This window comes from Rahnella sp. CFA14(1/10) (genome assembly GCF_004195095.1).
Taxonomy (GTDB): Bacteria; Pseudomonadota; Gammaproteobacteria; order Enterobacterales; family Enterobacteriaceae; genus Rahnella; species Rahnella perminowiae.
Genome location: NZ_SEWS01000007.1, coordinates 20,283 through 45,321, shown reverse-complemented (window position 1 = coordinate 45,321; position 25,039 = coordinate 20,283). Strand labels below are relative to the sequence as shown.

Annotated in this window: 25 protein-coding genes and 4 tRNA genes; 20 read left to right on the top strand and 9 right to left on the bottom strand. The window is 50.5% G+C overall.

The features are described 5' to 3' along the window. Positions 1-4: 4 nt before the first annotated feature. Complete coding sequence (gene rpoS / locus EVX52_RS14880; RefSeq protein WP_013574019.1) at positions 5-991, top strand: RNA polymerase sigma factor RpoS; 987 nt, start codon at positions 5-7, stop codon at positions 989-991. Between the two features lie 111 nt (positions 992-1,102). On the opposite strand, the gene mutS is transcribed toward rpoS, so the two are convergent. After that, complete coding sequence (gene mutS / locus EVX52_RS14875) at positions 1,103-3,649, bottom strand: DNA mismatch repair protein MutS (protein WP_129954637.1); 2,547 nt, start codon at positions 3,647-3,649, stop codon at positions 1,103-1,105. A 262-nt stretch (positions 3,650-3,911) separates the two neighbouring features. On the opposite strand from mutS, the gene mltB reads away from it, so the two are divergent. From mltB to csrA, 6 genes are all read left to right on the top strand, one after another. Then, on the top strand, positions 3,912-5,015 hold the full coding sequence (gene mltB / locus EVX52_RS14870) for a lytic murein transglycosylase B (protein ID WP_129954597.1): 1,104 nt from the start codon (positions 3,912-3,914) through the stop codon (positions 5,013-5,015). Between the two features lie 162 nt (positions 5,016-5,177). Continuing rightward, positions 5,178-5,672: a nicotinamide-nucleotide amidase gene (pncC, locus tag EVX52_RS14865; RefSeq protein WP_129954598.1), complete on the top strand. Its 495-nt coding sequence runs from the start codon at positions 5,178-5,180 to the stop codon at positions 5,670-5,672. A gap of 107 nt (positions 5,673-5,779) precedes the next feature. Further along, positions 5,780-6,844, top strand: a complete 1,065-nt coding sequence (gene recA, locus EVX52_RS14860; RefSeq protein WP_129991589.1) for a recombinase RecA — start codon at positions 5,780-5,782, stop codon at positions 6,842-6,844. Positions 6,845-7,098: 254 nt separating this feature from the next. Next, complete coding sequence (gene recX / locus EVX52_RS14855) at positions 7,099-7,653, top strand: recombination regulator RecX (protein ID WP_238486042.1); 555 nt, start codon at positions 7,099-7,101, stop codon at positions 7,651-7,653. 138 nt (positions 7,654-7,791) lie between these two features. Beyond that, positions 7,792-10,419 carry an alanine--tRNA ligase gene (gene alaS, locus EVX52_RS14850; RefSeq protein WP_129954600.1) on the top strand — a complete coding sequence of 876 codons (2,628 nt, stop codon included), beginning with the start codon at positions 7,792-7,794 and terminating at the stop codon, positions 10,417-10,419. 256 nt (positions 10,420-10,675) lie between these two features. Continuing rightward, on the top strand, positions 10,676-10,861 hold the full coding sequence (csrA, locus tag EVX52_RS14845; RefSeq protein ID WP_000906486.1) for a carbon storage regulator CsrA: 186 nt from the start codon (positions 10,676-10,678) through the stop codon (positions 10,859-10,861). 53 nt (positions 10,862-10,914) lie between these two features. Here the strand turns inward: csrA and EVX52_RS25705 are convergent, their stop codons facing one another. Next, positions 10,915-11,037 (bottom strand): hypothetical protein, encoded by a 123-nt coding sequence (locus tag EVX52_RS25705; RefSeq protein ID WP_255466753.1) that lies wholly within the window; start codon positions 11,035-11,037, stop codon positions 10,915-10,917. Between the two features lie 149 nt (positions 11,038-11,186). Between EVX52_RS25705 and EVX52_RS14840 the strand changes: the two genes are divergently transcribed. The 8 genes from EVX52_RS14840 to luxS all read left to right on the top strand — a co-directional run bounded on the left by EVX52_RS14840 (position 11,187) and on the right by luxS (position 15,453). Further along, positions 11,187-11,279, top strand: a tRNA-Ser gene (locus EVX52_RS14840). An 8-nt stretch (positions 11,280-11,287) separates the two neighbouring features. Continuing rightward, a tRNA-Arg gene (locus EVX52_RS14835) sits at positions 11,288-11,364 on the top strand. 109 nt (positions 11,365-11,473) lie between these two features. Next, positions 11,474-11,550, top strand: a tRNA-Arg gene (locus EVX52_RS14830). Between the two features lie 184 nt (positions 11,551-11,734). Further along, positions 11,735-11,811 (top strand) — tRNA-Arg (locus EVX52_RS14825). A 320-nt stretch (positions 11,812-12,131) separates the two neighbouring features. Then, a complete protein-coding gene (yqaB, locus tag EVX52_RS14820) occupies positions 12,132-12,698 on the top strand; it encodes a fructose-1-phosphate/6-phosphogluconate phosphatase (protein WP_129954601.1) in 567 nt (188 codons plus the stop codon). Continuing rightward, complete coding sequence (locus tag EVX52_RS14815; protein WP_129991588.1) at positions 12,695-13,123, top strand: YqaA family protein; 429 nt, start codon at positions 12,695-12,697, stop codon at positions 13,121-13,123. Before yqaB ends, EVX52_RS14815 begins: the two co-directional genes overlap by 4 nt. 85 nt (positions 13,124-13,208) lie before the next feature. Next, a complete protein-coding gene (gene gshA, locus EVX52_RS14810; protein ID WP_129954603.1) occupies positions 13,209-14,780 on the top strand; it encodes a glutamate--cysteine ligase in 1,572 nt (523 codons plus the stop codon). A gap of 157 nt (positions 14,781-14,937) precedes the next feature. Next, a complete protein-coding gene (luxS, locus tag EVX52_RS14805; protein ID WP_129991587.1) occupies positions 14,938-15,453 on the top strand; it encodes an S-ribosylhomocysteine lyase in 516 nt (171 codons plus the stop codon). Positions 15,454-15,522: 69 nt separating this feature from the next. On the opposite strand, the gene EVX52_RS14800 is transcribed toward luxS, so the two are convergent. Both EVX52_RS14800 and EVX52_RS14795 read right to left on the bottom strand, forming a co-directional pair. Continuing rightward, the gene (locus tag EVX52_RS14800; protein WP_129954605.1) at positions 15,523-16,812 is read right to left on the bottom strand and encodes an HlyC/CorC family transporter; all 1,290 of its coding nucleotides are present in this window, start codon (positions 16,810-16,812) and stop codon (positions 15,523-15,525) included. Positions 16,813-16,828: 16 nt separating this feature from the next. Beyond that, the gene (locus tag EVX52_RS14795; RefSeq protein ID WP_129954606.1) at positions 16,829-17,620 is read right to left on the bottom strand and encodes an inner membrane protein YpjD; all 792 of its coding nucleotides are present in this window, start codon (positions 17,618-17,620) and stop codon (positions 16,829-16,831) included. Between the two features lie 164 nt (positions 17,621-17,784). Between EVX52_RS14795 and ffh the strand changes: the two genes are divergently transcribed. The 5 genes from ffh to rplS all read left to right on the top strand — a co-directional run bounded on the left by ffh (position 17,785) and on the right by rplS (position 21,377). Then, the gene (gene ffh, locus EVX52_RS14790) at positions 17,785-19,146 is read left to right on the top strand and encodes a signal recognition particle protein (protein ID WP_129954607.1); all 1,362 of its coding nucleotides are present in this window, start codon (positions 17,785-17,787) and stop codon (positions 19,144-19,146) included. Positions 19,147-19,324: 178 nt separating this feature from the next. Next, positions 19,325-19,573: a 30S ribosomal protein S16 gene (gene rpsP, locus EVX52_RS14785; protein ID WP_015689395.1), complete on the top strand. Its 249-nt coding sequence runs from the start codon at positions 19,325-19,327 to the stop codon at positions 19,571-19,573. Between the two features lie 18 nt (positions 19,574-19,591). After that, positions 19,592-20,140 carry a ribosome maturation factor RimM gene (rimM, locus tag EVX52_RS14780; protein WP_129954608.1) on the top strand — a complete coding sequence of 183 codons (549 nt, stop codon included), beginning with the start codon at positions 19,592-19,594 and terminating at the stop codon, positions 20,138-20,140. A 67-nt stretch (positions 20,141-20,207) separates the two neighbouring features. Then, a complete protein-coding gene (trmD, locus tag EVX52_RS14775) occupies positions 20,208-20,981 on the top strand; it encodes a tRNA (guanosine(37)-N1)-methyltransferase TrmD (protein ID WP_013574037.1) in 774 nt (257 codons plus the stop codon). Positions 20,982-21,029: 48 nt separating this feature from the next. Then, positions 21,030-21,377, top strand: coding sequence for a 50S ribosomal protein L19 (gene rplS, locus EVX52_RS14770; protein ID WP_013574038.1), 348 nt, complete (start codon positions 21,030-21,032; stop codon positions 21,375-21,377). 91 nt (positions 21,378-21,468) lie between these two features. Here rplS and EVX52_RS14765 read toward each other — a convergent pair whose 3' ends face one another. From EVX52_RS14765 to EVX52_RS14745, 5 genes are all read right to left on the bottom strand, one after another. Further along, the gene (locus EVX52_RS14765) at positions 21,469-21,648 is read right to left on the bottom strand and encodes an ogr/Delta-like zinc finger family protein (RefSeq protein ID WP_129954609.1); all 180 of its coding nucleotides are present in this window, start codon (positions 21,646-21,648) and stop codon (positions 21,469-21,471) included. A 71-nt stretch (positions 21,649-21,719) separates the two neighbouring features. Continuing rightward, positions 21,720-22,793 carry a contractile injection system protein, VgrG/Pvc8 family gene (locus tag EVX52_RS14760; protein ID WP_129991586.1) on the bottom strand — a complete coding sequence of 358 codons (1,074 nt, stop codon included), beginning with the start codon at positions 22,791-22,793 and terminating at the stop codon, positions 21,720-21,722. A gap of 2 nt (positions 22,794-22,795) precedes the next feature. After that, entirely contained in the window at positions 22,796-23,266 is a 471-nt protein-coding gene (locus EVX52_RS14755) for a phage tail protein (protein ID WP_129991585.1), read from the bottom strand. Further along, positions 23,263-24,894, bottom strand: a complete 1,632-nt coding sequence (locus EVX52_RS14750; RefSeq protein WP_129991584.1) for a phage tail tape measure protein — start codon at positions 24,892-24,894, stop codon at positions 23,263-23,265. The genes EVX52_RS14755 and EVX52_RS14750 overlap by 4 nt, the downstream gene beginning before the upstream one ends. Continuing rightward, positions 24,887-25,021, bottom strand: coding sequence for a GpE family phage tail protein (locus tag EVX52_RS14745; protein WP_013574043.1), 135 nt, complete (start codon positions 25,019-25,021; stop codon positions 24,887-24,889). Before EVX52_RS14745 ends, EVX52_RS14750 begins: the two co-directional genes overlap by 8 nt. Between the last annotated feature and the right edge of the window lie 18 nt (positions 25,022-25,039).

Sequence of the window (25,039 nt, the reverse complement as noted above, 5' to 3'; positions counted from 1 at the left end):
GCTTATGAGTCAGAATACGCTGAAAGTTAACGAGTTACATGATGATGTAGATTTCGATGAGAACAGCGCTGAAGCCTTTGACGAGAAAGCAATAGTCGAAGAGACTGCCGACAACGATGCTGAAGAAGAATTGTTGTCGCAGACTGTAAGCCAACGAGTGCTGGACGCCACTCAACTGTACCTCGGTGAAATCGGTTATTCCCCTCTGCTTACTGCAGAAGAGGAAGTTTATTTTGCACGACGCGCGTTGCGGGGAGATGTTCCTTCCCGCCGCCGTATGATTGAAAGTAATCTGCGTTTAGTGGTTAAAATTGCCCGCCGCTACAGTAATCGCGGTCTGGCACTGCTGGATCTGATCGAGGAAGGTAACCTGGGTCTGATCCGTGCGGTTGAAAAATTTGATCCTGAGCGCGGTTTCCGTTTCTCTACCTATGCAACATGGTGGATCCGTCAGACGATTGAACGGGCGATCATGAATCAAACCCGTACTATCCGTTTACCCATTCACATCGTTAAAGAACTGAACGTTTACCTGCGTACTGCACGTGAACTTGCACATAAACTGGACCATGAACCGAGTGCTGAAGAGATTGCTGAGCAGCTCGACAAACCGGTACATGACGTCAGCCGTATGTTGCGCCTGAATGAACGCATTACTTCTGTGGATACTCCGTTGGGCGGTGACTCAGAGAAAGCGTTGTTAGATATTCTGGCGGATGAGAAAGACAACGGCCCGGAAGACACCACACAAGATGACGATATGAAACAAAGTATCGTTAAGTGGTTATTCGAGTTGAATGCAAAACAGCGTGAAGTTCTGGCGCGCCGTTTCGGCCTGTTAGGCTATGAAGCAGCGACGCTGGAAGATGTAGGCCGCGAGATTGGCCTGACACGTGAGCGTGTTCGTCAGATTCAGGTAGAAGGTTTGCGTCGCCTGCGTGAAATCCTGCAGGGGCAGGGACTGAGCATCGAAGCATTGTTCCGCGAATAACTTATTCGCCGGGCAGTGGTTGCATCATGTTCTATCCTGTAAGAACAACACATAAAAACGGTGGGTCAATCCCACCGTTTTTTTATGCTTCCTGTTCTGACCAGCGGATATCTACACCATATCTTTCAGACGATATATCCATTCCAGCGCCTGACGTGGCGACAGAGAATCTGCATCGAGAGATTCCAGCGCTTCAACCGCCGGAGACACTTCTTCCGTCAGTAATGCCAATTGCGGGCCATCGACTTTGCTGGCTGCAGCGTTGTTGGACAACGTTTCCAGCTCTTTCAGTTTCTGACGCGCACGCTTAATCACATCTCGCGGAACACCCGCCAGCGCCGCAACGGCCAGACCGTAACTCTTGCTGGCCGCGCCATCCTGTACGCTGTGCATAAAGGCGATCGTGTCGCCGTGTTCAATAGCATCCAGATGAACATTGACCGTGCCTTCCATTTTTTCCGGCAGGGTAGTCAGCTCGAAATAATGGGTGGCGAACAGCGTCATGGCTTTAATACGGCTGGCGAGATTTTCCGCACACGCCCATGCCAGCGACAAACCATCATACGTTGACGTCCCTCTCCCGATTTCATCCATCAATACCAGACTGTTTTCGGTGGCGTTATGGAGGATATTGGCGGTTTCGGTCATTTCCACCATAAAGGTAGAACGCCCCGAAGCCAGATCGTCCGCCGCACCGACACGGGTAAAAATGCGATCCACAGGCCCGATAACAGCGGCTTCTGCGGGCACATAGCTGCCGATATGCGCCATCAGGACGATCAGCGCCGCCTGACGCATATAGGTACTTTTACCGCCCATATTCGGACCGGTGATGATCAGCATGCGCCGTGCCGGAGACATATTCAGCGGGTTGGAAATAAACGGTTCGCTCAGTACCTGTTCAACCACAGGATGGCGGCCACCGGTAATATTAATGCCCGGTTTTTCACTCATCGTCGGACAGGCGTAATTCAATGTGTACGCACGTTCTGCCAGGTTGCTCAGAACATCCAGTTCCGCCAGTGCACTGGCGCTTTGCTGTAATGCGGAAAGGTGTGGCATCAGTAGATCGAACAGCTCTTCGTACAGCGCTTTTTCCAGAGACAAGGCTTTGCCTTTTGAAGTCAGCACTTTGTCTTCGTACTCTTTCAACTCAGGAATGATGTAGCGCTCAGCGTTTTTGAGCGTCTGGCGACGGACATAGTGGATCGGCACCAGATGGCTCTGACCGCGGCTGACCTGAATGTAATAACCATGCACGCCGTTGAAACCGACTTTCAGCGTATCCAGCCCCAGTTTCTCGCGTTCGCGGATCTCTAATCTGTCGAGATAATCGGTCGCGCCGTCTGCCAGGGCTCGCCATTCATCCAGCTCGGCATTGTAGCCCGGTGCGATTACACCGCCATCACGTACCAGAACCGGCGGCGTTTCGATGATTGCGCGCTCGAGCAGTTCCACCAGTTCGGTGAACTCACCGGTTTGTCCGACCAGTGTTTTTACATGTGCGGCGTCGGTTTCCTGCAATATTTCCCGGATTTCCGGCAGTTGCTGCATCGCATGACGCATACGAGCCAGGTCACGCGGGCGGGCGCTGCGCAATGCGAGCCGTGCCAGTATACGTTCGAGGTCGCCGACCTGTCGCAGTACCGGTTGCAGATCTGCCGTGAGATCCTGCAATGCACCGATCGCCTGCTGGCGATGTGTCAGCAATTTGATATCGCGGCTTGGCATGTGGATCCAGCGTTTGAGCATGCGGCTGCCCATCGGCGTGACAGCCTGATCGAGCACGGCCGCCAGCGTGTTTTCTATACCACCGGCCAGATTTTGCGTCAGTTCCAGGTTACGGCGGGTTGCCGCATCCATAATGATACCGTCCTGCTGGCGTTCCATCGTGACGCCCCGGATATGCGGCAGGGCAGTACGCTGGGTATCCTTAACGTATTGCAGCAGACAACCGGCAGCGCGCAGTGCCTGAGTGGCCTGCTCAACGCCGAAGCCGCTTAAATCGCGTGTGCCAAATTGCAGGTTCAGCTGCTGTTTGGCAGTTTCCAGCTCGAATTCCCACATCGGACGGCGGCGCAGGCCACGGCGGGAAGAAATCAGCGACATGGCTTCAAAGCTTTCCGGGTAGAGTAACTCCGCCGGATTGGTGCGCTGTAATTCGGCCGCCATGGTTTCCGGATCATCAGGCTGTGCGACGCGGAAACGGCCGGAACTGATATCCAGCGTGGCGTAACCAAACCCGCGTCCGTCCTGCCAGATCGCCGCCAGCAGGTTATCGTAACGCTCGCTCAGTAATGCTTCGTCACTGACGGTGCCCGGCGTGACGATGCGTACGACTTTGCGTTCAACCGGCCCTTTGCTCAGTGCCGGGTCGCCAATTTGTTCAGCAATCGCAACGGATTCACCGAGCTGGACCAGCTTCGCCAGGTAACCTTCTACTGCATGATAAGGCACACCTGCCATCGGGATCGGCTCACCGGCAGATGCACCGCGTTTGGTCAGGGAGATATCCATCAGTTGCGATGCGCGTTTCGCATCGTCATAAAACAGCTCGTAGAAGTCACCCATACGGTAAAACAGCAGAACATCCGGGTTCTCTGCTTTAAGGCGCAGGTATTGCTGCATCATTGGGGTGTGGGCATCCAGTCCGGTCATATTGTTTTGTTTTTCATTGAGTTGATTCAATTTTAAATCATCCTGTTGGCTCTTACCGCCTGGGGCAACGACTTTACAACGGATCCTAACGTGAGTAGAGCCAAAAAACTACGCTGCGTTCTGAACTTGCGTAACGTCACGCAACTTATCTGAAAATGTAACCTTTCTGCTGTGGTGTAAAGACGGTGATTTTCAGTTTTTTCGGCCTTGATAATGCTCTACCATATCCGCACCTCTTTTTTTGCATGGTTACGGATATCCGATGCGCCATCTGGCAGTCATTCTTCCCCTGGTTCTTATACTTTCTGCATGTAGCAGTCATAAAAGCGCACCTCAGCCTGCAGGTCCGCGAAATCCTTTTTCCGATGGAAGAAATGCCAGCGCGAGTACCGTGCCTGACGGTGGATTTCTGCTCCAGCCGGAGCATACCGGTGCCGTCCAGACCGGCGATTTCGCCTATGATCCGGCCATGAACCAGTTTGTTGACAAAATGGTACGCGAGCATGGATTTGACCGTCAGCAACTGCATGACGTCCTGTCGCAGACTAAGCGTCTGGCCTTTGTCTTAAGACTGATGGATCAGCAGGCACCTTCCGGCCCGCCATCGACCGTGCCGAACGGGGCGTGGAATCGCTACCGCAGTAAATTCATTACGCCGGATAACGTGCAAAATGGCGTGGTGTTCTGGAATCAATATCAGGATGCGTTACAGCGTGCAGAGCAGGTTTACGGCGTGCCGCCAGAAATCATTGTGGGTATTATCGGTGTGGAAACCCGCTGGGGGCGCGTAATGGGTAAAACCCGTATTATTGATGCGCTGGCGACCTTATCCTTTGCCTATCCGCGTCGGGCTGAGTATTTTTCCGGCGAACTGGAAACCTTCCTGTTGATGTCGCGCCGTGAAGGCGACGATCCCCTGAGTCTGCGCGGTTCTTTCGCGGGCGCGATGGGCTATGGTCAGTTTATGCCTTCGTCTTATAAAGATTATGCCGTCGATTTTAATGGCGACGGTCATGCTAACCTGTGGGATCCCATTGATGCCATCGGCAGTGTCGCTAATTATTTCAAGGCCCATGGCTGGACGAAGGGCGCGCCGATTGCGGTACCGGCAGCGGGGCAGGCACCCTTGCTTGAAAATGGCTTTAAAACCAAGTATCCGTTATATACGTTGAAAGCGGCGGGGCTGAGCCCGTTGGGTTCACTGGGTAACTACCAGGAAGCAAGCCTGCTGCGCCTTGATATGGGCACTAATTATCAGTACTGGTACGGACTGCCGAACTTTTACACTATTACCCGTTATAACCACAGCGTTCATTATGCGATGGCGGTATGGCAGTTAGGTGAGGCAGTGAAAGCGGCACGTTAATGCCGGTTCAGGAATTGTTCATGGGGGCCGCAAAACGCGGCCCTTCTTTTTTGTTTTTATGCCAATTCTGAATACATCGCGCAAAACGCGTCGACATGACTCACAGACCTGAAGAGAAATGCTAACATCAGGTCAGTTTCAGATGACCTGCCAGGAGGGAATATGGACGAGAAACGTTTACATGAGCTGAGTGTGGAAATCGGCGCTGCGCTTAAAGCACACGGACTATGGATCACATGCGCAGAATCCTGCACTGGCGGGCTGATTGCTAAATCCATCACGGATATTGCTGGCAGTTCCGCCTGGTTTGATCGCGGATTTGTCACTTACAGCAATGCGGCCAAGCATGAATTGCTGGGTGTGCGCGAAAGCACGCTTGAACAATATGGTGCGGTGAGTGAGCAGGTGGTGCATGAAATGGCAGTGGGTGTTCTGCACGCAGCGGGCGCGGACGTTGCCGTTTCGGTAAGCGGTATTGCCGGTCCTGATGGCGGTTCCGAAGAAAAACCTGTCGGCACTGTCTGGTTTGGTTTTGCCGGTAAAAACGGGCATGTTCTGATGGTTAAACAGCATTTTTCCGGCGATCGCGAAGCGGTGCGTTTGCAAGCCGCTGTTTTTTCGCTACAAACAGCATTGGATGAGTTTATTAAAAATTAGTCTTGATACTGTATGAGCATACAGTATAATTACTGCCAATTACCTGTACATAAATTATATTCAATGATGCAGGCGGGATGTTCCCCTGTATCAGACGAGGAGTAAAAATGGCTATTGATGAGAACAAGCAAAAAGCGTTAGCTGCAGCACTGGGCCAGATCGAAAAGCAATTCGGTAAAGGCTCCATCATGCGTCTGGGGGAAGATCGCTCCATGGACGTCGAAACGATCTCTACCGGCTCTTTGTCTCTGGATATCGCGTTAGGTGCTGGCGGCTTGCCAATGGGCCGTATTGTTGAAATTTATGGTCCTGAATCGTCCGGTAAAACCACACTGACCTTGCAGGTTATCGCGGCTGCACAGCGTGAAGGCAAAACCTGTGCGTTCATCGATGCAGAACATGCGCTGGACCCTATCTACGCTAAAAAACTGGGTGTAGATATTGATAACCTGCTGTGTTCACAGCCAGATACCGGAGAGCAGGCGCTCGAAATCTGTGATGCGCTGACCCGTTCAGGTGCAGTTGACGTTATCATCGTTGACTCCGTGGCAGCACTGACACCAAAAGCTGAAATCGAAGGCGAAATTGGTGACTCTCATATGGGCCTTGCAGCACGTATGATGAGCCAGGCAATGCGTAAGCTTGCCGGTAACCTGAAAAACGCCAACACCCTGCTGATCTTCATCAACCAGATCCGTATGAAAATCGGCGTAATGTTCGGTAACCCGGAAACGACTACCGGCGGTAATGCCCTGAAATTCTACGCCTCTGTACGTCTGGATATCCGTCGTATTGGTGCTATCAAAGAAGGTGATGTGGTTGTCGGTAGCGAAACGCGTGTGAAAGTTGTAAAGAACAAAATCGCAGCGCCATTTAAGCAAGCTGAATTCCAGATCATGTACGGCGAAGGTATCAATATCAACGGCGAACTGATCGACCTGGGCGTGAAGCACAAACTGATCGAGAAAGCCGGTGCCTGGTACAGCTACAACGGTGAGAAGATTGGTCAGGGTAAAGCAAACTCTTGCAACTACCTTAAAGAAAACCCGAAAGTCGCTGCAGAGCTGGACAAAAAACTGCGTGATATGTTGCTGAGCGGTACCGGTGAGCTGAGTGCTGCGACCATTGCTGAAGATGCTGACGACAATATGGAAACCAGCGAAGAATTTTAATTTCGCGGTTGTCTGACAGAGACATTTGAAGGCAGGGGATAGTTATCCGTGACTTTCAGAAGTCGTTAAAATGCCAGTCTGGTTTCCAGACTGGCATTTTGCATATCAGGGGAAACCTTATGCACGATGAAAAAGCGCCCAATGAAAAAATTATCGACCTGAAAAAACTGCTGGAAGAAGTGGCGCAGAACAGTGAGTCCACGCTGTTTGAGCCCCCAAAAAAAGAGGGTGATGCGGCTAAAATCAACACCCTGATGAACCGCGCTATGCGTTTGCTTTCTCAGCGTGATCACGGTGAAGCCGAGTTGCGTCGTAAATTGCTCACTCCACCGATGCCTTTTGTTAAACCTCAGAATAAGAAAAACAGTGGGTTATCGCGTAAAAAGCCGGAGCAAAATGCATTTGCTGACGAAGAAGCGGTGAGAGGTAAACCTGAGCCACGGCCTGTGCCAGAAGCCATTTCGGAAGAACATGTGCAGGCGGTGATTGATTACTGCTATCAACATCACTGGCTCGATGATGCCAAATTTGCCAGCCGCTATATCTCTGGCCGCAGTCACAAAGGTTACGGTGCGGTGCGCATTCGTTCGGAATTACTGCAAAAAGGTGTCGATAAAGAAATCATCACCGTGGCGCTGGAAAACACTGATGTTGACTGGTGTGTTCTGGCACGGGATTTGGCAGTCAGGAAATTTGGTGAAAATTTACCGACCGACTGGAAGGAAAAATCGAAAGTTCTGCGTTATTTACTCTATCGGGGCTTCTTTCAGGAAGAAATACAGTCTATTTATCGCGATTTTGACGATTGACCGCATACGGTATTTTACTTCCCCGCGCAGAAATTTTATCTTATCCGCACTTTTTCGTTCGTGAGCTGTACAGATTGCTGTCATATACAGCGTTATCCGGCTCAAGAGCCGTTCTTCCAGCATGATTCCGGGACATTTATGAGCAAGAGCACCGCTGAGATCCGTCAAGCGTTTCTCGATTTCTTCCATAGTAAGGGACACAACATTGTTTCAAGCAGTTCGCTTGTCCCGACAAACGATCCGACACTGTTGTTTACCAATGCCGGGATGAACCAATTTAAAGACGTTTTCCTCGGTCTGGATAAGCGCGATTACAACCGCGCCACCACGTCTCAGCGTTGTGTACGTGCGGGCGGTAAGCATAATGACCTCGAAAATGTCGGCTATACCGCACGTCATCATACCTTCTTCGAGATGCTGGGTAACTTCAGCTTCGGTGATTACTTTAAGCACGATGCCATCAACTACGCCTGGGAATTACTGACCGGCGAAAAGTGGTTCAACCTGCCGAAAGAGAAGCTGTGGGTCACCGTCTATGAGACTGATGACGAAGCTTTCGACATCTGGGAGAAAGAAGTCGGCGTTCCAAAAGAACGTATTATCCGCATTGGCGATAATAAAGGCGGTGCATTCGCTTCTGATAACTTCTGGCAGATGGGCGATACCGGTCCGTGCGGCCCTTGTACTGAGATATTCTATGATCATGGCGATCACATCTGGGGCGGCCCTCCGGGTTCTGCTGAAGAAGATGGCGACCGTTATATAGAAATCTGGAACCTGGTGTTCATGCAGTTCAACCGTCAGGCTGACGGCACGATGTTGCCTCTGCCAAAACCATCTGTAGATACCGGGATGGGGCTTGAGCGTATCACGGCGGTTATGCAGCATGTGAACTCCAACTACGATATCGACCTGTTCCAGAAACTGATCGCGGCAGTGGCAGACGTCACTGGCGCGACCGATCTGACCAACAAATCACTGCGCGTTATTGCTGATCATATCCGTTCATGTGCATTCCTGATTGCGGACGGTGTGATCCCATCGAATGAAAACCGTGGCTATGTGCTGCGTCGTATCATTCGTCGTGCAATCCGTCACGGCAATATGCTGGGCGCGAAGGACACTTTCTTCTACAAACTGGTTGCTCCGCTGATTGAAGTTATGGGTCCGGCTGCGACGGAACTGAAAGAACAGCAGGCGATGGTTGAGCAACTGCTGAAAACCGAAGAAGAACAGTTTGCCCGTACCCTGGAACGTGGACTGGCGTTGCTGGACGAAGAATTGTCCGCATTGGAAGGCGACACTCTGGACGGCGAAATTGCTTTCCGTTTGTATGACACCTTTGGTTTCCCGCTGGATCTGACTGCTGACGTGTGCCGGGAGCGTAATCTGAAAGTGGATGAGGCTGGTTTCGAAAAAGCGATGGACGTTCAACGCCGCCGTGCGCGTGAGTCCAGTGGTTTCAGCGCGGACTATAACAGCATGGTGCGTGTTGATGGCGTCACTCAGTTCTCCGGTTACGAACATCTGCAGCGCCATTCCAAAGTCGTGGCGTTGTTTGTCGATGGTCAGCCCGTGAATGATATTCAGGCTGGCGTTAATGCTATTGTGGTTCTGGATGATACGCCGTTTTACGGTGAGTCTGGTGGCCAGGTGGGTGATAAAGGCGTTCTGAAAACGGCTGCTGGCATCTTCTCTGTTTCTGATACCCAGAAATATGGTAAAGCGATCGGCCATCAGGGCGCACTGAACGCGGGTAAACTGAGTGTCGGCGACAGTGTCGAAGCAGAAGTTGATGCCGCACGCCGTGACCGCATCCGTCTGAACCACTCTGCAACGCACTTGCTGCATGCTGCGCTGCGTCAGGTGCTGGGCAAGCATGTGGCTCAGAAAGGCTCTCTGGTTAACGATAACTATCTGCGTTTCGACTTCTCGCATTTTGAAGCAATGAAACCAGAAGAAATCCGTCAGGTAGAAGATCTGGTGAATGCTCAGATCCGTCGCAATTTGCCTATCCAGACCACCATCATGGATCTGGACGAAGCGAAAGAAAAAGGGGCAATGGCGCTGTTTGGTGAGAAGTATGAAGACAGCGTTCGTGTACTGAGCATGGGGGATTTCTCTACCGAATTGTGTGGCGGTACGCACGCCAGCCGTACTGGCGATATCGGTTTGTTCCGTATTCAGAGTGAATCCGGTACTGCAGCTGGTGTTCGTCGTATTGAAGGGATTACCGGTGAAAACGCGATTAATGCACTGCATCAGCAAAGCGATTTGCTCCAGGATGTGGCGCATTTAGTGAAAGGCGATGTGAACAGCATCACCGATAAAATCCGTTCTTTGATTGAACGTTCACGTGTACTGGAAAAAGAACTTCAGCAGGTGAAAGGTCAGCAAGCCGCGCAGGAAAGTGCCTCACTGTCCAGCCAGGCGAAAGAAGTGAAAGGGGTTAAGCTGTTGGTTCGTCAACTGGATAACGTAGAGCCTAAAATTCTGCGTACGATGGTTGATGACCTGAAAAATCAGCTGGGATCAGTAATTATCGTTCTGGCAACCATTGCTGATGATAAAGTCAGCCTGATTGCTGGTGTCACGAAAGATCTGACCGATCGTGTTAAAGCCGGTGAGCTGATTGCTTCTGTGGCACAGCAGGTCGGTGGAAAGGGCGGCGGTCGTCCAGATATGGCTCAGGCAGGCGGCAGTGATGTGCAGGCATTACCTGCCGCTCTGGCGACGGTTGAAGCCTGGGTTGAAGCTAAGCTGTAATAAGAAATAAATAGCTAACCATGAAAACGCCATAATCTATTGTGCTGTATGGCGTTTTCAGTCTTAATGGCGCTGTAAGCTTCGCGATTAAAGTCGCGACAATGATGATATCGGCTAAACTTAAAGTACACATGGCTGAAGTTGCAGGCTGCTTACATTTTATGTAGGGGTCATGGCTTACGTTTTACCCGCTTATGATCGATAATGGCCGGGAAACTGAGAGACCCGACTCTTTTAATTATTCAAGGAGCAAAGAATGCTTATTCTAACTCGCCGAGTTGGTGAAACCCTCATGATTGGCGATGAGGTTACTGTTACCGTTTTAGGTGTTAAAGGTAATCAGGTGCGCATTGGTGTGAATGCGCCGAAAGAGGTCTCTGTTCACCGTGAAGAGATTTATCAGCGTATTCAGGCTGAAAAGTCTCAACAGTCGAGTTACTGATTTACGAGGCGTCTCGCTAATGGCGAGGCGCTGAACCTCTTTTATGTGCCTTATCATTTATCCCTCCTTCGTTTCCCTGCATTTTCTTTTTTAATTTCTTCCTGTGTTTTATCTCCCGTGTTGTCTTTTCCTGAAAATGAAGGCGTTTTTTTCGCGTTCACGGTCATTTTTTGCATTCAAACTGCTCAGGTTGCGCGTGAAATGTCCAAACGGGTGATTGTTAGGAAAAAAGGGTTTGACTTATAAGGGCCAGAAAGTAATATGTGCGCCACGCAGTGCCGATGAGCTTGAACAAAGTTAGTCAGCACACTCGAAAGAGGCGTATGGTGAGGTGGCCGAGAGGCTGAAGGCGCTCCCCTGCTAAGGGAGTATGCGGTCAAAAGCTGCATCCGGGGTTCGAATCCCCGCCTCACCGCCATTTAAAATGCACCCATAGCTCAGCTGGATAGAGTACTCGGCTACGAACCGAGCGGTCGGAAGTTCGAATCTTCCTGGGTGCACCATACTTTCCTGAGCGTATGTTGATTTGCAATCAAATGAGCGTGACGGGCAAACGCAAAAGCGGATGCAGTAAGGAAAATGGTCAGGTAAATCTGCAGTAAGAATCAAAATGCACCCATAGCTCAGCTGGATAGAGTACTCGGCTACGAACCGAGCGGTCGGAAGTTCGAATCTTCCTGGGTGCACCATATTTTGTGTGTGTTGAAGCGATGATAAGATTTTACATTGTCCTCAACATGCAGATAGCACGAAGGAAGATAACGTTGCTGAAGCAACGGCCCGCAGGGCGAGGCGATAGCCGAGTAATCTTCCTGGGTGCACCATTCTTTCTCTAAGTATTTCCCGAAAAAAAAATCAGTATTACCCCCCCCTGCACCCATAGCTCAGCTGGATAGAGTACTCGGCTACGAACCGAGCGGTCGGAAGTTCGAATCTTCCTGGGTGCACCATATTCTAAACATGTTTGAGCGACGGCTTTCGTATAGAGTCCTCCGGCATGAAGGTAGCACGAAGGAAAATAACGTTGCTTTAGCAACGGCCCGCAGAGCGAGGCCCTGCCGAGTAATCTTCCTCGGTGCACCAGATTAGAAAACCCGCTTCGGCGGGTTTTTTGCTTTTTACATTTCGCAGCTGTTTCTCCTTCTTCTTTTTCATTTTTCTGGCCTTTCTGACGTGTTCGTATGTGCTGTGTACGTGGACAAAATGCGACTTTCTACAGACTTTGCGATAAAGTAGTTTTCCAGTTTTTTCGTGATCACGGAGCATCCCGATGTACGATCGATACGAAGGGCTAATATTTGATATGGATGGCACCATATTGGATACCGAACCTACGCACCGTAAGGCATGGCATCAGGTATTGACCAAATACAATATGCAGTTTGATGTCGCATCCATGGTTGCTCTGAATGGTTCTCCGACCTGGCACATCGCCAGGTTTGTTATAGACAGTAATAATGTTGAGATGGATCCCCATCTTCTTGCAGCTGAGAAAACGGCTGCAGTGCAGGAAATGTTACTCGATACCGTGCGGCCTTTACCGCTAATTGATGTCGTCAAATCCTATCATGGGCGCCGGCCAATGGCGGTAGGAACGGGCAGCGAGCACTGGATGGCGGATGCATTGTTACGACATTTAGGATTGCGCGATTACTTTGATGCGATTGTGGGTGCCAACGATGTGAAGAACCACAAACCGGCACCGGACACGTTTTTGCGCTGTGCGGAGCTGATCGGCGTGCCTCCTGAAAAATGTGTCGTCTTTGAAGATGCAGATTTCGGTATTGAGGCAGCAAAACGCGCCAATATGGATTTTGTGGACGTACGTAAGCTGTGAGTAGCGCCCTGGCGCTGGCTTCCTTATTCGGCAGCAGCTTTTTAAGCGCCACATTACTGCCTGGAAATTCAGAAGTTTTATTAGTGGCTTTATTGTCAGCTGGCAGCGCAATGCCAGCTGCACTGGTTTTGTCTGCATCTGTTGGCAATACCTTAGGCGGCATAACCAACGTCATCATCGGACGCTTTCTGCCACAGCTTAAGCCTCAGCGTGGACTCAATATTGCACAAGGCTGGCTGAAGCGCTTCGGACCCCCGGCATTATTGCTAAGTTGGTTACCGGTGATGGGTGATGTGTTGTGTGTATTAGCAGGTTGGTTGCGAATGCCGTGGGGGCCTGTAGTCTTTTTCATGCTTATCGGAAAAGCGGTGCGTTACATACTTTTGACTTTTGTAACGCTGGAGGGGCTCTCATGGTTCGGTTAGATTGGCATCAGCTATCAATTATGGTCACATCTATGCAGATTCAGTATGCTTGCAAATTAATGGTTTCACCGAACGGGAGGTCAATTTGATCCCGGATGTATCTCAGGCGCTTTCCTGGCTGGAAGCCCACCCTCAGGCATTAAAAGGTATTCGTCGTGGTATCGAGCGTGAAACGCTTCGGGTTAATCCTGATGGTTCATTAGCGACGACGGGACACCCGGAATCTTTAGGTTCAGCTCTGACGCATCGCTGGATCACCACCGATTTCGCTGAAGCCTTATTAGAATTCATTACGCCCGTCGATGACAATATTGAACATCTGATGGCGTTTCTGCGTGATATTCATCGTCACGTGGCCCGTGAGCTTGGTGACGAGCGTATGTGGCCGTTCAGCATGCCGTGCTTTATCGAATCAGGGCAGGATATTGAACTGGCACAATATGGCGCCTCGAATGTCGGGCGTTTCAAGACGCTTTATCGCGAAGGCCTGAAAAACCGCTATGGCGCACTGATGCAGGTAATTTCCGGCATCCATTACAATTTTTCGTTGCCAATGACGTTTTGGCAGGAGCGGTTGGGTGTTACCGATACCGAAAGCGGGAAAGAGGCCATCTCTGCAGGTTATTTCAAACTCATCCGAAACTATTACCGTTTTGGTTGGGTGATCCCGTATCTGTTTGGTGCGTCGCCTGCAATCTGTTCCTCATTCCTGAAAGGCCGTGTAACGGATCTGCCTTTTGAATATACCGAAGGTGGGTTGTGTTATCTGCCTTATGCGACATCGTTGCGCCTGAGTGATTTAGGGTATACGAATAAGTCGCAGAGCAATCTGGGTATCACTTTTAATGATCTGAACACCTATGTTCAGGGTGTGAAGAAAGCGATCCGCACACCGTCTGCTGAATATGCGGAAATGGGGGTGAAAAAGGACGGCAAGTATCTCCAGCTGAACACCAATGTGTTACAGATTGAGAACGAACTTTATGCGCCAATCCGGCCTAAGCGCGTCACCAAATCGGGTGAAACCCCTTCGGATGCGCTGATGCGCAGCGGGATTGAATACATTGAAGTCCGTTCGCTGGACGTTAATCCGTTCTCGCCAGTCGGTATCGATGCAACCCAGGCGCGTTTCCTGGATCTGTTTTTGGTATGGTGTGCTTTAGCCGATGCGCCGGAAATGAACAGTGATGAGTTGCTTTGTACGCGCAAAAACTGGAACCGCGTCATCCTTGAAGGGCGTAAACCGGGTCAGACAATTGGTATTGGGTGTAACGATGAACGTCAGCCATTAGCCAGCGTCGGCAAAGCATTGTTTGCTGATCTGAATCGGGTGGCTCAGGTCATGGATAATCAAAACGGTGATCATCTTTACCAGGATGTCTGTAAAGAGTTAGCTGCTGCGTTTGATGATCCTGAACTGACTTATTCTGCCCGCATCCTCAAAGATCTGAAACAGCAGGGCCTCGGTAACCTCGGGCTGGACTTGGCGGAAAAATATCGGCAGATGCTGGTGAGTGAACCGCTGGAAGTGTTGGATGAAAGTGCCCTGCTGGCTGAGCAGGATGGTTCATGGCAGCGTCAGCGCAACCTGGAAGCCAGTGATAAGCTAAGCTTTGAAGAATACCTGGCTGCAAATGCAGGCAGTAGTGATAAGTAGAAAAGAAAAAGGCCACAATTAATGTGGCCAAATAAACATCTCTGTTTACAGGGATGATGATAACAAATGCGCGTCTTTCACTAATTAAGACCCGCATGCTGGGAAAAGGTTTCCTGAGTTCGCAAAAAAAATTAATTTATTTAGGAGAGGTGACGATATGCCACTGTTGGATAGCTTTACCGTAGACCATACCCGTATGGCAGCACCTGCTGTTCGCGTCGCAAAAACCATGAATACCCCGCACGGGGATACCATCACTGTGTTCGATCTGCGTTTCTGCCGCCCGAACATTGAAGTGATGCCGGAACGTGGTATCCATACGCTTGAGCACCTGTTTGCGGGTTTCATGCGTAATCATCTGAACGGTAACGGTGTGGAAATCATTGATATTTCTCCGATGGGTTGCCGTACCGGTTTTTACATGAGCCTGATCGGTGTGCCGGAAGAGCAACGGGTTGCTGACGCCTGGAAAGCAGCAATGGCTGACGTTCTGAAAGTGAAAGAACAGCGCCAGATCCCAGAGCTGAATGAATACCAGTGCGGGACTTACGAAATGCATTCCCTGCAGGAAGCCCAGGAAATCGCACAACACATTATCGATCATGATGTTGTCGTGAACCGTAACGATGATCTGGCTCTGCCAAAAGAGAAATTGTCTGAACTGCACATCTAGTTTTTAGTTCGTGTTGATGACAAAAAAGACGCGAAGTTCGCGTCTTTTTTATGTCTGAAATTCAGAGGGTTAGTGCTGATTTACAGTGCTTTGCAACGGTTGTAACGGCCGGACCTGCACCTGTTTAATCATGTTGTCCTGTACATCCAGGATCTCAACTTCATAATCTTCAATGCGCAGGCTGGTTCCGATTGTCGGGATCTCTTCCAGTACTTCCAGCAGCATGCCGTTGATCGTTCTTGCTTCTTCGGCGGGAAGATGCCAGTTAAAGGCTTTATTCAGTTCCCGCACGTTCGCACTGCCTTCAATCAGCACTGAGCCATCGCTTTGTGGCGTGACTTCTTCAGCCAGCGTCGGTGACATTGAGGTTGTGAAATCGCCGACGATTTCTTCGAGGATATCCTCAACCGTGACCAGCCCCTGAATATCACCGTATTCATCAACCACGATGCCCACTTTCTTTTTATTCCGCTGGAATTTTACCAACTGAATGTTCAGCGGGGTGCCTTCCGGAATGTAGTAAATCTCATCAGCGGCGCGCAGCAGATTTTCTTTGGTAAACTCTTTTTTCTCGGTCATCAGGCGATAAGCTTCGCGCAAACGCAACATCCCAATTGCGTCGTCGAGTGAGTCCCGATAAAGCACAATACGGCCATGAGGCGAGTGAGTAAGCTGACGAATAATCGACTTCCAGTCGTCGTTGATATCAATACCAACGATTTCATTGCGCGGCACCATGATGTCATCAACAGAGACTTTCTCCAGATCAAGCACGGAAAGCAGCATGTCCTGATTTCGGCGCGAGATATTGGAGCGAGACTCGTTCACGATGGTACGCAGTTCTTCTTTACTGACGGCATCACTGAGGCTGGTGGTGGTTTTGATGCCGAACATTCTCATCAGCAAACGCGAGAGACTGTTAAGGATCCACACCAGCGGCATCATAATGGTCTGCAGCGGACGCAACAAAATGCTGCTCGGGAAGGCGATACGTTCAGGATTCAGTGCGGCAAATGTTTTAGGCAGCACTTCTGCAAACAGCAGAACGACAAATGTCAGGACGCCCGTGGCAATTGCCACACCGGCATCGCCGTACAGACGGATACCCACAATAGTTGCCAGAGCGGAAGCAAGGATGTTGACCAGATTGTTGCCGATAAGTACCAGGCTTATCAGCTGATCCGGGCGTTTTAACAGCTTTTCGACGCGCCGCGCCGCGCGGTTACCTTGTTTAGCCAGGTGACGTAACCGGTAACGGTTGAGTGTCATCATACCGGTTTCGGAGGCTGAAAAATAAGCCGAAACCACCACCATGATGATCAATGTGATGATCAGGGTTGTTGTTGAGACGTGCTCCAACGGGTATTCCTTTTAATTAATGAACCATGATTTGCTGGATCAGGCGACTGCCAAAATAGGCAAGGGTCAATAGGATGGCGCCCGCCATGCTGAACCATACCACGCGACGGCCACGCCAGCCTTCGTGATAATGGCCCCACAGCAGGACGATATAAACGAACCATGCCAGTATCGATAAGACGGCCTTGTCGATATTCTCCGGGCTGAACAGGTTGTTCAGATACAGTAATCCGGTGCACAGCGTCAGTGTCAGTAAAATCACGCCAATCTGGGTGATGTGAAAAAGTTTGCGTTCAATACTCATCAGCGGCGGCATATCAGCCGTAAACGTCAGGCGTTTATTCTTCAGCTGATAATCCAGCCATGCCAGCTGCAACGCATAAAGAGCGGCAATCATCAGCGTAGCATAAGAGAACAATGCCAGGCCGATATGTACCAGTAAGCCTTTGCTTTCCTCAAGGTGCGTGATGAACTCACCCGGAAGAAACGTCACGAACGCCAGATTGATCAGCGAAAAACTGTAAACAATAGGCAAAACGAACCAGCCGCGATTGCGCGAGGCGACGATGGTCATTACCGTTCCGATGATTAAACTGACTACCGAGCCGATATTGACCAGGCTGAGGTTCTGGCCGGTGCTGACATCAAAAATACGCTGCTGCAACGCCACGGCGTGGCAAACCAGTGCCACCACAACAGACATCAGTGCTAAGCGCCGGTATGCGCTGTTCTTCCGGATGATGCTCGGAATAATCAGTGCAAGGCTGAACAGATAGGCCAACATGGCGACGAGAGCAAAAACTGACATAGCGTTTCGGTTGCATCGAAAAGTGAATGAGAACCGCAGTATAACGTTACCCGCGTCACGCTCCAACCTATCTGAGATGCCAAAGCAGAGATCGTCCGCACTTCGTGTTATAATCCCGCAATTACGTCGCAAAAGCGGCCTGTCATTACGTTGAGCAAGAGACGATGTTTGAGAATTTAAGCGATCGATTGTCGCGCACACTGCGCAATATCAGCGGCCGCGGGCGGCTGACCGAAGAGAATATCAAAGAGACATTACGTGAAGTGCGTATGGCGTTACTGGAAGCGGACGTTGCGCTGCCGGTCGTGCGTGACTTCATCAACCGGGTGAAGGAAAGCGCTGTTGGCCATGAGGTCAATAAGAGTCTGACGCCGGGTCAGGAATTCGTCAAAATTGTCCAGAAAGAACTGGAAACCGCGATGGGTGAGGCTAACACCGAACTCAACTTAGCGGCACAGCCTCCGGCTGTGGTGCTGATGGCAGGTTTACAAGGTGCCGGTAAAACAACCAGCGTCGGTAAACTGGCGAAATTCCTGAAAGAAAAGAAAAAGAAAAAAGTACTGGTCGTGTCCGCCGACGTTTATCGCCCGGCGGCGATCAAGCAGCTGGAAACCCTGGCGCAACAAGTTGAAGTGGATTTCTTCGCGTCTGACGCGCAGGAAAAACCGGTTGATATCGTTAACCGTGCCCTGCAGCAGGCGAAACTGAAATTCTACGACGTGTTGATTGTCGATACTGCCGGCCGTTTACACGTCGACGAAGCGATGATGGACGAAATCAAACAGGTACATGCCGCGATTAATCCGGTGGAAACCTTGTTTGTTGTCGATGCCATGACCGGTCAGGATGCTGCGAATACCGCAAAAGCGTTTAACGAAGCGCTGCCGCTGACCGGTGTGATCCTGACGAAAGTGGATGGTGATGCCCGTGGCGGTGCTGCGCTGTCGATTCGTCATATCACCGGCAAACCGATCAAATTCCTGGGCATGGGTGAAAAAACCGATGCACTGGAGCCGTTCCATCCGGATCGTATTGCCTCCCGTATTCTGGGCATGGGCGACGTTCTCTCTCTTATCGAAGACATTGAGAGTAAAGTTGACCGCGCGCAGGCAGAAAAACTGGCCAGCAAACTCAAAAAAGGCGACGGCTTTGACCTGACCGATTTCCTCGAGCAGCTCAAGCAAATGCGTAATATGGGTGGCATGGCGAGTATGATGAGCAAACTGCCGGGTGTCGGTCAGTTGCCGGATAACGTCAAATCCCAGATGGATGACAAAGTGCTGGTGCGGATGGAAGCGATCATCAATTCGATGACGCTGAAAGAGCGCGCTAAGCCAGAGATTATTAAAGGTTCCCGTAAGCGTCGTATCGCGATGGGTTCCGGCATGCAGGTGCAGGACGTCAACCGCTTACTTAAGCAGTTCGACGATATGCAGCGCATGATGAAGAAAATGAAGAGTGGCGGCATGGCGAAAATGATGCGTGGCATGAAAGGTATGATGCCACCGGGTTTCCCTGGCCGTTAATCGACGTCACTGCCTATATATCAGCCATATAGGCGGCTCATGCAAAATGGTGGCTAAGGTTTCTACGCTTTAGATTGCTTTTTGCGCCAAAATGAGTAAAATTTTCGGGCTTTTTATATTGCAACCAGACCCCGTTCCCCGATGGGGTCTGGTTGTTTTATTAACTAAAGAGGATGTTATGGTAACAATTCGTTTAGCACGTGGCGGCGCAAAAAAGCGTCCGTTTTATCAAGTAGTAGTGACCGACAGCCGCAACGCTCGTGACGGTCGTTTCATCGAACGCGTAGGTTTCTTCAACCCATTGGCTTCTGGCCAGGCTGAAGCACTGCGTATGGATCTGGACCGTGTTGCCCATTGGGTTGGTCTGGGTGCTACCGTTTCTGATCGCGTTTCTGCGCTGATCAAAGACGCTAAGAAAGCAGCTTAATCTGTCGCGGTGGTGGCAATGAGCAAGCAATCCAATCCAGTGGTACCCGCTGAGCCGTTAGTCCTTGGCAAAATGGGTTCAACATACGGCATTCGTGGTTGGCTCAGAGTGTTTTCATCCACCGAAGACGCTGAAAGCATCTTTGACTACCAGCCCTGGTTTATCCAGCGTGCCGGTAAATGGCAAGTTGTCGAGCTGGAAGGCTGGAAACGCCATACTCAGGACCTGATTATCAAAGTCAAAGGCGTTGATGATCGGGATGCGGCGAATCTTCTGACCAATTGCGAAATTGTTGTCGATTCAAAGCAACTGCCTCCACTGGAAGACGGTGACTACTACTGGAAAGACCTTTTTGGTTGCCAGGTAGTGACAACTTCCGGTTACGAACTGGGCAAAATCATCGATATGATGGAAACCGGTTCTAACGATGTGATGGTAGTTAAAGCCAACCTGAAAGATGCCTTCGGACTCAAGGAGCGGTTGATTCCGTTCCTCGATGGGCAGGTTATCAAGAAAGTCGATCTCACTACTCGCACTGTTGAAGTAGATTGGGATCCTGGTTTTTGACCTCCGTAGTGTTTACTCATGTAAACAAGGTCTGGTTGAGCGGTCAAACATTTGGAAGGGGTAGGCTATGTGGATCGGTATAATTAGCCTGTTTCCTGAAATGTTCCGCGCAATTACGGATTACGGGGTAACTGGCCGGGCAGTTAAGAATGGCCTGTTGAGCGTAAATTGCTGGAGTCCACGTGATTTCGCATACGATCGACATCGTACCGTGGATGAGCGCCCTTACGGCGGTGGTCCCGGAATGCTGATGATGGTGCAACCCTTACGGGAAGCCATTCATGCAGCAAAAGCAGCGGCAGGCGAAGGTGTGAAAGTGATTTATCTTTCACCTCAGGGGCGCAAGCTGGATCAAACCGGTGTTTGCGAACTGGCGGCTCATCAGAAAATTATTCTGGTTTGTGGCCGTTATGAAGGGATCGATGAGCGCATAATCAAAACCGAAATTGATGAAGAATGGTCAATTGGCGATTATGTTCTTAGCGGTGGAGAGTTGCCGGCAATGACTCTGATTGATTCAGTTTCCCGTTTTATACCGGGTGTTCTGGGTCGTCAGGCTTCAGCAGAAGAAGATTCTTTCGCTGACGGATTGTTGGATTGTCCCCATTATACCCGCCCTGAAGTGTTGGAAGGCATGGAGGTACCGCCAGTTTTACTGTCGGGAAATCATGCTGATATACGTCGCTGGCGCCTGAAACAGTCGCTGGGTCGAACCTGGCTTAGAAGACCTGAACTTCTGGAAAACCTAGCTCTGACTGACGAGCAAGAGGTGTTGCTAAGAGAGTTCCAAAAGGAACATCGGCTTAGTCAACAAAACTATGAAGGGAACGCCAAAGCATAACGCGAGGCCGTCCCGATATATCAGTTTACCTAGGGTAAGAGACATATTATGAGCAATATCATTAAACAAATCGAACAAGAGCAGATGAAGCAAGACGTACCTGCATTCCGTCCAGGTGATTCTCTGGAGATTAAGGTATGGGTCGTTGAAGGTTCTAAAAAGCGTCTGCAGGCATTCGAGGGCGTGGTTATCGCTATTCGTAACCGCGGTCTGCACTCTGCATTCACTGTTCGCAAAATTTCTAACGGCGAAGGTGTTGAGCGTGTATTCCAGACTCACTCCCCGGTAATCGACAGCATTACTGTTAAACGCCGTGGCGCCGTTCGTAAAGCTAAACTGTACTACCTGCGTGAGCGTACTGGTAAGTCTGCTCGTATTAAAGAGCGTCTTAACTAAGGTATCGCTAACGCGACATCTACTAGTTAATATAGAACAAGGGGTTAGCCATCGGCTAACCCCTTTTTTTGCATCAATGACCACATATTGACTACGCAGCAGAAGGCTGGCTACCCGGCTTTGAGATAACCCTGGCGACCGATTCATGCGTAGCAAACGTGCAACTGCATTCAATATTCTGGCACTGATGATAGCGTTCTTTTGTTGATTCACTCAGATAACGGCTTGAGCGTGTATGGGCGACCTTTCCACAAAGCGGACAATGCATCATAAAAACCTCCGGCATGACAGGTAAGCGATGAGGTCATTATGAAACTCATAACTTGCAAAAGCAAGTTAATATTATGAAATTGAAGATTGATAGGTCATATCTGCAACATAAAGCTTCAGATTCAATGTCGTCGTGAAACCTTTTTCATTAAGATTATGAACGGCTGAATCGATGATCCAGCGCTGGTTGTCTATCACCTCTTTAAACCCCTGCACGTTGACCGGCGTTTGTGCGCTCAGGTCTGCGCGCCCCTGCGCCAGACGGATGCTAAAGGAGGCCGAATCTGCCTGAACCTGATTAAACACAGAGTCAGCTGCGCGTTTTGCGGTTTCCTCGTCAGGAAATATTTTGGCGAGCTGGAGAACGTTACCTTTTGTGCCTGCGGTATAACTTTTTTCAGACGTATTTTTTAGCGCGACATTGCTTGTTGTTGCCGTTTTAATGTCATGCCATCGGGCATTCACTCCCTCATAGGCCTTCTTGTCGGCAATTTTGAAAATATGGTTATCACCGTCACTTCGAGTGAGGGTCTTCCAGGGAAGCGGTTGCCCGGAAGCGGTACGGCCTGTGCCTGGTTTGAAAAATAAAATAGCGCCATTTTTCACGGTTACCTGAGCACCGTAAAGCTGCGCCAGCCGGGTCAGGAAATAGCCGTCATTCTCTTCCGTCTGGTCAATATGTGGGATCTTAATGCTGTCGAGTTCCGGCGGGATGACCGGCAGGAATAATTGGTTGCGGCTGGAAATCATGCGGATAATCGCGCCAAGCGTGTAATCATCGTAGGACTGGCTGAGTTTTGTCTCGAAAGAACCCCGAAAATCGGCACTCCGGGCAGTAACATCGATCCTGTCCGGTGAACCCTGATGATTCACAGTATCTACCGTGAAATAACCACAGTCATATAACGCCTGCTTCGACCATCCGAGGTGCAGATGTAAAATCGTCCCGTGGGCTGGCATTTGAAGCTGACCATCACTGTCGTCGAAAGTCAGGGTCAGGGTGTCCGCCTCAAAGCCACTTTTGTCAGTCACTGTCAGGCTGATAATGCGGTCAGAGATATTTTGCTCAAGCACCTTATTTTTGATCTTTAAGCTAAAAACAGGCGCGATGCGTGCGCCGACAGGTAACTGCAAATCAGTAAGCATGATCAGGCTCCGCTGGCGAAATTGCTGAGTGCCGAACTGGCCTTGTTATATAAGCCCTCGGCCTGAGTTAGCAGATCGCCGAACATGGCGGCCTGAGATTCATCGACGCGCGTCAGATTGAGCGTGAAAGTGATGCTTCGCGCCTGGCCGTTGGAGTTAAACTCGGCATTGTCATTGGCTATGCTTTTGATCACGAACATGCCGTAAATCGTCCCACTGCCTTCAATGAGCGGCCATGCGCGCCCGGAGTCCGCCATAACCTGCAGGGCTTGCAGATACCGTACTCCACCGGTGACTTCGGGCAACAGTTGCCCTTTGAGGGTCATGGTCTCTTCACCCAGTCCAAGAAATTGCGAGACCGGGCGCTGTCCAAACCGGGTATTGGTGCCCCAACCATAATTTACCTGACGGGAAGTATTCTGATACGGCAGCGTGTTTAATTTAAACACGAATAAACCCAGCGACATCATCATGGGTAAATCCCTCCGTTGTTGTACTGGCTGAGAAGATTATTGGTATTGTTCCATTCCCGCTGGTTTAACGAATCCTCGATCCAGGTTCTGATCTGGTTATGATCCGTCTCCGGTGTCGCGGTGAAACTTAAGTTCACGGTCGTCGCCCGGTTATCCGTCAGGTTGTTGGCCACGCTGCTTTTAGCTGGCTGATACAGGTTCAGCGCGCCGCCGGTTGGGGATATGCTGTCTGATGGGGGTGCTGAGATATCCGGGCGTTCAGCGGGATCACTGTCGCCAAAAAGGGAGTCCCATCCTTTTTTTGCCCAGTTGAAGACTTCGCCAATTTGGGAGACGGCTTTATTGAGCGTGACGAAAATCTCCCCGATCGCTTCTCCGACCGCTTTGCCGATATCAGTGAAGCCGCTCAGGGTGTTCTGTGTGAAGTGAATGGGCTCAAACAAATCCGTAATCCATCCCAGCGCGGTTCTGAACGGTGCAAACGCGCCACTTATTGGCCCCATTGCCGCAGTAAATCCGTCAATCATTCCTCCGACAAAGGCACTGATCGGCTCCCAGAGTTTCACCACCGCAATTCCAATCCCGGCAATTAATGCGATGACCGGCAGAAGTGGCAGACCGATGGCCGTGAACGCCGCGGCAATCATGCCACCGGCACCGGTGAACAGCGTCCCCAGCAAACCGGCGCCCGCCATCAGCATATTGATACCACCCAGTACCGGCGCAACGACCATGCCGAGCGAGCCCAGCCCACCGATGATGCCGGTGATGCCTAACGCCAGACCGAGCAGCGTATTCACCAGCAGCGGGTTGTCGGTGATCCAGGTATTGATCGTGCCCAGCCAACGGGTGGCGGTTTGCGTCAGTTCGCGCAGGGCGGCATTTTGCCCGTCAAAAAGATTGATACGGATAGTGTCCCAGGTGGCAAATAACTTGGTGATATCGCCATCCAGATTATCGCCTTTGACGGTAATGGCCATTTGCGCTGCAGATGTTTCCCCGTTCAGTTGAGCCGGTGTTTTGGTCAGTATCTGATCGGCATTCATTCCTGTTTGTGCTAATGCCTGTTGTCTGGCGACAACTTCAGCGGGCGAATGACCTGAAGAGGCCATCGACAGGCTTTGCTGGCGTAATGCCGCCAGTTGTGGATCGTCATTTTTCAGTCCGAGGACCGACTGCACTTCAGCCAGTCCAGCCTCCAGATCTGCACCCGGTTTGAGAAAATTTTGCGTCAGTGCCAGTTTCGGTTGTGCAAAGGAAAGGGCTGATGAACTGAAATTTTTTAACTGACCAATTTTCAGTTCGCGATTTTTAAACTGTTGCCCGATCTCCAGCCCTTTTTGTTCCATTTGCATCGGGCGTTGCTGCCGCAGCTTTTCTAAGGACTGGCTGGCCACCTTTTTTTTCAGGCCAGAAAATGCCTGCGCTTCGGTCTTACTGTCCGGGGCGAACAGTGACGTTTCAAACTGAAGGGAAGCATCAACCATATCTTCTGAAACAACGCTGAATAACGTCTTCCCGGGCAGCGCGAGCAGGTTTTTCCTGACCCTGTCTGTTTCTGCCTTGAAGACGGCCAGATCCTGATTTATTTTTTCAAGCGTGTCGGGTAACTGTTCAAGATTACTCATCTGTTTTTACTCCGCTGCGTTGCAGTGCCTTATGTCGCCAGTTCAACAGATCGGTGAGTGACATGCCGTCCATCTCGGACGGCGGCCAGTGAAAGATCACCGCGATATCAGCCATCAGGTCATCCACGGTGAGACGGGGCGCAAT